Below are 7,487 nucleotides of genomic sequence, written 5' to 3' on the forward strand. Positions count from 1 at the left end.
TAAGGCCCTCAGACTCACGGTGTTCTGAAGGGGGGTCGCGGTGGCGGTGGCGGTGCAGATAAAAAAACCCGACATCGCGGCGCTGCAACGAGCCTTTGACGGCGAGAACTAATACACTTCGGTGACCTGCCGAGGACGCTGACCATGAAGCCCGCCGTTGCCAAAGACGCTGACAAAGCCCCGCGCTTCTGGCGCGACGACGCCCTGCCCTTCATCGAAGCCCGCTCCATCGCCGACGGCCGCGACGTTTGCTACACCCGGCATTCCCACGAGCATTTTTCCATTGGTGCGATCACGGCCGGGCGCAGTACTTACCTCCACGAGCAATCGCAGTTCCAGGTCGGTGCCGGCACCGTGGTGCTGATGAATCCTGATGATGTCCACGCCTGCAATCCCATCGATGACCAACTGTGGTCGTACCTGATGCTGTACGTCGAGACACCCTGGCTGACCGATTTGCAGCATCAGCTAGGCTTCAGCCAAGACTTGGCGTTTCGCCGGTTTTCCATTACCCACACTCACGACAGCGACCTGTTTGCCGGCCTGAAGGGTTTGTACAAAGTGCTGGTCGATGTGCAGCAAGACGTGTTGCGCAAGCAAAGCGCGGCCGTGGAGTTTTTCACCGACGTACAGCAGCGGCTCAATCCGATCGATCAACCGCTGCGCGAGCCCAATTTCAAACTGGAGCGGGCGGCCGATTACATCCGCGACAACTGCACGTACATGCTCAAGCTTGAAGACATTTGCGAGGCAGCTCAGCTATCGCCGTCCTACTTGATCCGTGCGTTCAAGCAGCATTACCGCATGACGCCCCACGCCTTTCTGGTCAACAGGCGCATCCAGTTCGCCCGCGATCAACTGCGCAGCGGCAAACTGATCGCCGATGTGGCGCTAGAAGCCGGGTTTGCCGATCAGGCGCATCTTCAACGTGCGTTCAAACAACATCTGGCGGCGACACCGGGACAGTATCGCGGCTAAATCAACAGGTACACCGCGCTCGCGGCCAGCAGAAACGCCATGCTCCGATTGAACAGGCGCATGCCCGCCGGGTTACTCAGATAGCCGCGTAAGAACGTCCCGGCATAGGCCCAGCAGCCGACGGACAGGTAGCAAATCACCAGATACACCGCCGCAAACTGCCAGACCAGCCGCGCCTCGCCATCCGCCACAAACGCGCCCATGCCGGCCACGCAAGCCAGCCAGGCTTTCGGGTTGAGCCACTGCATGACGGCGCCGTACAACATCGACGGCGCACGGCCTGACGCCTTCGCCTCCAGATGCCCATTGTCGGCGGCCAACTTGAAGGCCATGTACAACAGGAACGCCACACCCGCCCATTGCACCATCTGCGTCAGCGCTGGCCAACGCTGCAACACCTCTTGCAGCCCTAACCCCATCAATACCAACAACACGACGAACCCCAACGTCGCCCCAGCCACATGCCGTTGACTGGCGCGAAAACCAAATTGCGCACCGGAACTCAACGCCACGATATTCACTGGCCCAGGGGTTATCGAGGCCACCAGTGCAAACGTCGCCATCGAGATAATCAGACTCATCACAGACCTTCTTCAATTCAGTTGAACGAGGCCTCAAGGTAAAGACCGAGTTGATGGCTGTATTGAACAAAACACCCCTCAGTTGTACCGCGACGACGTTCACCCTGTTTCTACCGATTCATGCCCAAGTGCTACGCTCCACACTTGACTAATCGTTCGGTCAATGACGCATCTGACATCAGCATCGCAAGTAAATGTCCAACCTCCGTCCCACTTCACTAGATAGAGGTCTGTTATGCCCAGCAACTCCATTCGCGCACTGGTCACCACAATCTTGGTCACGGCCTCGTGCTTCTCTGGCGCCGCCGAGTCCGTCGTAGCGAAAAACACAGGAGAAAACGATATGTCCGCCCATTCGATATTGTCCTATGAAGTGCTCGTCACTGACGGGGTCACTCGGGGGAGCGATAAACGACTACCCAATGGTGATCGCATCGTTTCATCGCCGATCACCTCCACCCTGATCTACGGAAAAACCGACGCGGTGCTGATCGATCCGCCGATGAGTCGTGAGCAAACGCAAAAGGTCAGCGATTGGGTTGCGCAATCCGGTAAGCACTTGAAATACATCTACGTGACTCACGGACATGGCGATCACTGGTTCGGTACTGAACAGATCCTCGAACGGTTCCCAGGGGCCACTGTATATGCCACCGAAGGCACGATCCGACTCATGCATCAGCAGGCTACTGTCGGACGCGAAAAGGTATATGACAAGGACTTTCCCGGGCTCATTGGAAAGACCGATGTTATTGCTCAAGCGATACCGGCTGAAGGCTTCACACTTGAGGGCCATACCCTCCAGGCGATAGATGTCGGTCATACCGACACTGACGACACCACGGTGCTGCTCGTGCCGTCCATGGGACTGGTGGTGGCCGGCGACGTAGCCTACAACGGTGTCCACCAATATCTACTCGAAGGCGGCAATGGTGGTCTCCAAGCTTGGGTTAAGGCGATCGACCAAGTAGAAGCTTTGAAACCGCGCATCGTTATTGCTGGGCACAAACAGAAAAACCGTGCCGATGATCCCGTCATTCTGGAGCAGACTCGCCACTACCTGTTGGATGCCATAGCGCTACTCGCCGAAAAACCGACCCCACTTGAGTTCTTCGACAAGATGATCGAACTCCACCCAGATCGCATCAATCAAGGACCGCTCTGGTACAGCGCTATCGGACTGCTCGGAGCGCAGACTGCATCTTCGGGCAATGCCCCCCAGACCAAAAAATAAACCTTTACCTCCTTCTAGCTGAGGATCACACCATGCCTACTTTTTTGAGCCGTACAGTACTTCTCGCAAGCCTGGTTGCAGCCCCTTATTTCGCGTCTGCGGCCGAAGAAACAGTCAATTTCTCCGTTGAAGGACTGAACGTTGTCGGCACTCTGAACCTGCCCGACGGCGTTAAGAACCCCCCAGTAATCCTGTTACTCCACAGTTTCGGGGGCAGTAGGGATGAGCTGATAATTGCGGCGGTCAATGAAGGTATTTTTGCCCGTGCCGCGCGTCTTTGGGCCGAACAAGGCATTGCCAGTCTCCGTATCGATTACCGCTTTGATGGCGACAGTGATGGTGACAAGGCCGACGGCACACTCGATACCGATGTTGAGGATGGGCTGGCTGCGCTCGACTATCTGGCCAAGTCCAAGCGCGTCGATGCCAGCCGCATGGCGCTTGTTGGATGGAGCATGGGCGGCGCAGTGGGTGCTGCTGTAGCAGGGCGGACCCCGCACGAACTCGACGCGGTCGCACTCTGGAACCCCGCGACCAATATGGGGGCCGCTTTCCCGATGCTGTGGGGCGCCGAGAAGATCAAGGAAGCGCTGCACAGCGGTGACACCCCCGTCGCACTCGCCTTACCTGCCGGTGGCGAGGTCAAGCTTAAATCCGCGTTCTTCGTCAGCTTGATGACCCTCGATGCCGCCGCCGAGATCACCCGTTACAAGGGGCCGCTGCTCGTCGCGGTCGGCACTAACGACGACATCGTTTCTCCGCAGCCAACCCTCGGAAAAAGCTTTATCAGCTATCACCCTGGAAAACATGAGTTGCTTGTCCGGCCCATGGATCACTTCTTCAACATGAGCAAAGACGAGAAGCAGATCGACGAGCTGATTTCGACGACCGCTACCTTCGTCAAGAAGCACATTCAGTGATCCCCCGCCCCCGGCTACTTCACGTTGCTTGAAGCGCGTCCCTTGCCGTTGACTAACAACTGGCAAGGGGCTTAGTCGCTGGTGGCCGGGCGAATCTCTATTCAGCCCGTGCCTGCTTATCACAGGCATACCCTCTCGATGGTTACCAGCGTTACTCAGCAGGACACGCGATCAAGCGGCCCTCCAGCGCTGAATGATTTGCTTGGTCAAGTCGCCTAATTCCGCGGCGACCAGGTCCGGAACGAGCATCTCGGATACCGGCAGCAATGCGTTGTGCGGTCGGGTCAGCAATGCGCCATGACAACCTGCAGCTTGCGCCCCAGCCGTATCCCAAAGATGACAAGCGACCAGGAGCAAGTCCGTCATCTCGACATTCAACTCCTTGGCCACGAGTTGGTAGGTTTCCGGGGCTGGTTTGAATTTACCAACCGCCTCGACACTGAAGCTGCGCTCAAAGAACTCCGCTAACCCGGCACGCTCGAGTGCCGAAGATGATGATCCGCTCGCCGAGTTGCTCAGTGTCACCAGTCGAAAGCCTGCATCACGCAAGCTGTTGAGCGCCGGCAGTACATCCGGGTGCGCAGGCATAGTGCTCATCCGTGCCTGCAGTTCATCAACATCGCTAGCCTCGACCGTGGCGCCATGGATAGTCGCCAGCATGCGCAGGGTGCCCACGGCCAGTTCGCCAAATGGGCTGTAACGCCCGCACAAGGTCATGGTTTGCGAGTAGAGAACCAGTTGGGCAAACCACTCGCGCAAAACGGCTTGATCACCAAATACACGCTTGAACAGCGGTCCGAGCGTGGTGATATCGAGCAGGGTTTCGTTCACGTCGAAAACGATGATCGGGGCGAACGGGTGCTCTGCCATGAATAACCTCTTTTTCGTCATGCTGCACGCTTCTGCGCACAGGCTCTTTTCGTTGGGGGCGCCCTGACATGCTAGATACCGGCCTGGGCCCGCTGGGATGCCGTTTTTGGCGTTTGTAGACAAGCGCTCTGCCTTCCGCCCATCTCGGTCAGTTAGGCAAAACGCTGAGCAAGGTCCTGTGTGCTATTTCTCAAACGACGCCATCAGGGTCCAGCTTGTCTTGAGTTTTCAGATCGAAGTCCGAGGCGTCATGTCGTTCGTGCAACTGCTCTGACGGCTCGCCCCATGTACGGTTTACTTTGCGGCCACGCTGAACGGCGGGACGTTCAAGGATCTCTTCGGCCCAGCGGCGCAGGTTCTTGTAGCTTTCGACCTGCAGAAACTCGCCCGCGCCATAGGCCTGGCCCAGCACCAGGTTGCCGTACCAGGGCCAAGTGGCAATGTCGGCGATGGAGTATTCGTTTCCGCCCAAATAGCGGTGCTCCGCCAACTCGCGGTCGAGCACATCCATCTGGCGCTTCACCTCCATCGTGAAGCGGTTGATCGGGTATTCGAATTTTTCCGGCGCATAGGCGAAGAAATGCCCGAACCCTCCGCCCAAATAGGGGGCCGAGCCCTGCAGCCAGAACAGCCAGTTGATGACCTCAGTACGCGCCGCGGCGTCCTTGGGCAGATAGTGTCCGAACTTTTCCGCCAGATAGAGCAAGATCGCGCCGCTTTCAAACACACGGCTGCCGGTTGTGCTATCGAAGAGAGCCGGGATTTTCGAGTTTGGATTGACGTCGACGAAACCCGACGAGAACTGCTGTCCTTCACCAATTTGGATCAGGTGAGCGTCATATTCCGCTCCAACTGCGCCCAGCGCCAAGAGCTCCTCAAGCATGATGGTGACCTTCTGGCCATTGGGCGTGCCCAGCGAATAAAGCTGTAGAGGATGCTCCCCCCGCGGCAGAGTGGCTTCGTGTGTGGACCCGGCAATGGGGCGGTTAGTCTTGGCCCATTCCCCGCCATTTTCGGCGTCCCAGGTCCAGACTCTGGGTGGTTCGTAATTGTTCGTGTCAGACATGATTCTGATCTCTCTTTCATGTTTGGAGCAGGCCCGAAGCTGGGGCTCTGTTGTGTTTGGGACAACCATTTGGCCAGGGTGTGGTCGCTCGTCCACAGCATTTTGCGGGCTTGCTCAATCAGACATCTCGGCCAATTGTTCCAAGATACGCGTGTAGCTGCCAAAGCGCTGCTGGGCAGTGGACAGGCCGATACCGGTATCGACGGTGGGCCAGATACTGCTGCTGTTAGCGGGATGACTTCTTATCCCAAGAGAATTGCTTGAAGGCTTCGTCGATAGGCGTTTGGGCAATGTGGTTGGTGTAGTTGCTCATGACTTTTTGGCTAAGGCCCAAGATGACTTCCAACACGTTTTGCTGGGTATAACCGGCTGTATAGAAGTCTTGCACTTGCCTTGGCTCAAGCTCGCCGCGCTGGCGCACCATGGCCAGAGTAAAGTCGCGCAACGCCTCAAGCTTAGCGGTGGGCAGCGGAGTCTCATCACGCAGCGCATTGCTCACTTCGTCCGACACCTTCATCGCCTTGGCGATACCCGTATGCGCGGGTACGCAGTAATGGCAGGCATGCTCAACGTTGATCGTTTGCCACACCACAGTTTTTTCATCGGCGCTGAAACTGCTGTTCACAAACAGGCCATGCAGCACTTGATAGCCTTCGAGCAAACCGGGGGCTTCGGCCATCACCGCATGCAAGCCTGGGATCATGCCAAAGGCTTTCTGCGACTTCTCCAGCAGGGGCTTGGCGGCTTCCGGTGCGCTGTTCTGGTCGTGCAGGGTGAAAGTGCTCATTGAATATTTCCTTTCTTGAGTGATCATTCAAATATGGGCTCAATCCTAATTGCAGCTTGGGGTGCAGTCAAACTAATATTGAGCGATCACTCAAGTTCAGGCCTACCGGTTACACTGAGGCCTTTTATCCGAGAGACAACGATGTCCCGCACTGCTCGCTTTGATCGCCAAGTCGCCCTGGATAGAGCCGTTGAACTGTTCTGGTCCAGAGGCTATTACGCTTCTTCGATGAAGCATATTGAGGTGGCTCTGGATATGCGCCCTGGTAGCCTCTATGCCACCTTTGGCAGCAAAAGTGGTCTGTTTGCCGAGGCGCTTGAGGCTTACGCGGCCCGTGCCAGTGATGACTTTCGTCAGATAATCGAAGGATCTCCAGGCCTGGTAGAAGGGTTAAAGCGCTACCTGCGCTCATTCTCCCAGCCCTGTAGCGGCGACGCGCAAGCACCTGCGCAGGCTTGCATGCTGATTAAGACTTTGCTTGAGGTGAATACCGAAGACGCCGCATTACGGACCCAGGTCGAGGCGATGCTCGCAACCATCGAACAGGGACTTTGTAAGGTGCTGGAGCAGGCCAAGGCACAGGGGGAATTGCGTGCCGATGTTGAGTGCCCGAGGCTGGCCCGCTTGCTCCAGACGCAGATCATCGGCTTGCGGGCGTTTGCCGAGCGCAATGTGCCCACTGATCAGATTGCAGCGCTTGCTGACGACATGGCCGACATGCTCGATGCCTACCGAGCTGGTTGAATTGATCCTGATCTCCTAGCCCTAGTGATAGTCCGCTATTAGCCGAAAGACACCCGTCAAAAATCGTATTGCCTTCCTATGTGGATTGAGGTCGTACAAAGGATGTGCGGACGTGGATCAAAGAAACATTTCTAGGTTTTGAAACTTCAATGTCCCTCAAATCTTAAACGCCACTATTTCGCCATTGTGCGCAAGAAGTTGCGCAGTACACCGTAATAAAACACCCCACAAAACCGCTACAGACCTTATGTGACAAGGCCTACAGCCAAGTGCGCAAGAAGTTGCGCAGTACTGCGCAACTTCTTGC

At 56.7% G+C, this 7,487-nt stretch carries 8 protein-coding genes; 4 read left to right on the top strand and 4 right to left on the bottom strand.

The annotated features are described in order from the left end of the window. The first annotated feature begins 144 nt into the window (after positions 1 to 144). Positions 145 to 978 (top strand): helix-turn-helix domain-containing protein, encoded by an 834-nt coding sequence (locus ACXPVS_RS20860; protein ID WP_458511616.1) that lies wholly within the window; start codon positions 145 to 147, stop codon positions 976 to 978. Here ACXPVS_RS20860 and ACXPVS_RS20865 read toward each other — a convergent pair. Beyond that, positions 975 to 1,559 (bottom strand): LysE family translocator, encoded by a 585-nt coding sequence (locus tag ACXPVS_RS20865; protein WP_458511617.1) that lies wholly within the window; start codon positions 1,557 to 1,559, stop codon positions 975 to 977. The genes ACXPVS_RS20860 and ACXPVS_RS20865 overlap by 4 nt on opposite strands. Positions 1,560 to 1,794: 235 nt before the next feature. On the opposite strand from ACXPVS_RS20865, the gene ACXPVS_RS20870 reads away from it, so the two are divergent. After that, positions 1,795 to 2,793, top strand: a complete 999-nt coding sequence (locus tag ACXPVS_RS20870) for an MBL fold metallo-hydrolase (protein WP_458511618.1) — start codon at positions 1,795 to 1,797, stop codon at positions 2,791 to 2,793. A 32-nt stretch (positions 2,794 to 2,825) separates the two neighbouring features. After that, a complete protein-coding gene (locus tag ACXPVS_RS20875; RefSeq protein WP_458511619.1) occupies positions 2,826 to 3,713 on the top strand; it encodes an alpha/beta hydrolase family protein in 888 nt (295 codons plus the stop codon). Positions 3,714 to 3,884: 171 nt separating this feature from the next. Here ACXPVS_RS20875 and ACXPVS_RS20880 read toward each other — a convergent pair whose 3' ends face one another. The 3 genes from ACXPVS_RS20880 to ACXPVS_RS20890 all read right to left on the bottom strand — a co-directional run bounded on the left by ACXPVS_RS20880 (position 3,885) and on the right by ACXPVS_RS20890 (position 6,436). Beyond that, a complete protein-coding gene (locus ACXPVS_RS20880) occupies positions 3,885 to 4,583 on the bottom strand; it encodes a haloacid dehalogenase type II (RefSeq protein WP_458511620.1) in 699 nt (232 codons plus the stop codon). Positions 4,584 to 4,773: 190 nt separating this feature from the next. Continuing rightward, positions 4,774 to 5,649 (bottom strand): glutathione-dependent disulfide-bond oxidoreductase, encoded by an 876-nt coding sequence (gene yghU, locus ACXPVS_RS20885; RefSeq protein ID WP_458511621.1) that lies wholly within the window; start codon positions 5,647 to 5,649, stop codon positions 4,774 to 4,776. 226 nt (positions 5,650 to 5,875) lie between these two features. Next, positions 5,876 to 6,436: a carboxymuconolactone decarboxylase family protein gene (locus ACXPVS_RS20890; protein ID WP_458511622.1), complete on the bottom strand. Its 561-nt coding sequence runs from the start codon at positions 6,434 to 6,436 to the stop codon at positions 5,876 to 5,878. A 141-nt stretch (positions 6,437 to 6,577) separates the two neighbouring features. On the opposite strand from ACXPVS_RS20890, the gene ACXPVS_RS20895 reads away from it, so the two are divergent. After that, positions 6,578 to 7,180 (top strand): TetR/AcrR family transcriptional regulator, encoded by a 603-nt coding sequence (locus tag ACXPVS_RS20895; protein WP_458511623.1) that lies wholly within the window; start codon positions 6,578 to 6,580, stop codon positions 7,178 to 7,180. Positions 7,181 to 7,487 lie beyond the last annotated feature (307 nt).

It is taken from the genome of Pseudomonas sp. Ma2-10, from assembly GCF_054330215.1.

Coding starts and splice junctions, on each gene's coding strand:
- ACXPVS_RS20860 (WP_458511616.1), top strand. CDS start 145: ATGAAGCCCGCCGTTGCCAAAGACGCTGACAAAGCCCCGCGCTTCTGG.
- yghU (WP_458511621.1), bottom strand. CDS start 5,649: ATGTCTGACACGAACAATTACGAACCACCCAGAGTCTGGACCTGGGAC.
- ACXPVS_RS20865 (WP_458511617.1), bottom strand. CDS start 1,559: ATGAGTCTGATTATCTCGATGGCGACGTTTGCACTGGTGGCCTCGATA.
- ACXPVS_RS20875 (WP_458511619.1), top strand. CDS start 2,826: ATGCCTACTTTTTTGAGCCGTACAGTACTTCTCGCAAGCCTGGTTGCA.
- ACXPVS_RS20895 (WP_458511623.1), top strand. CDS start 6,578: ATGTCCCGCACTGCTCGCTTTGATCGCCAAGTCGCCCTGGATAGAGCC.
- ACXPVS_RS20880 (WP_458511620.1), bottom strand. CDS start 4,583: ATGGCAGAGCACCCGTTCGCCCCGATCATCGTTTTCGACGTGAACGAA.
- ACXPVS_RS20870 (WP_458511618.1), top strand. CDS start 1,795: ATGCCCAGCAACTCCATTCGCGCACTGGTCACCACAATCTTGGTCACG.
- ACXPVS_RS20890 (WP_458511622.1), bottom strand. CDS start 6,436: ATGAGCACTTTCACCCTGCACGACCAGAACAGCGCACCGGAAGCCGCC.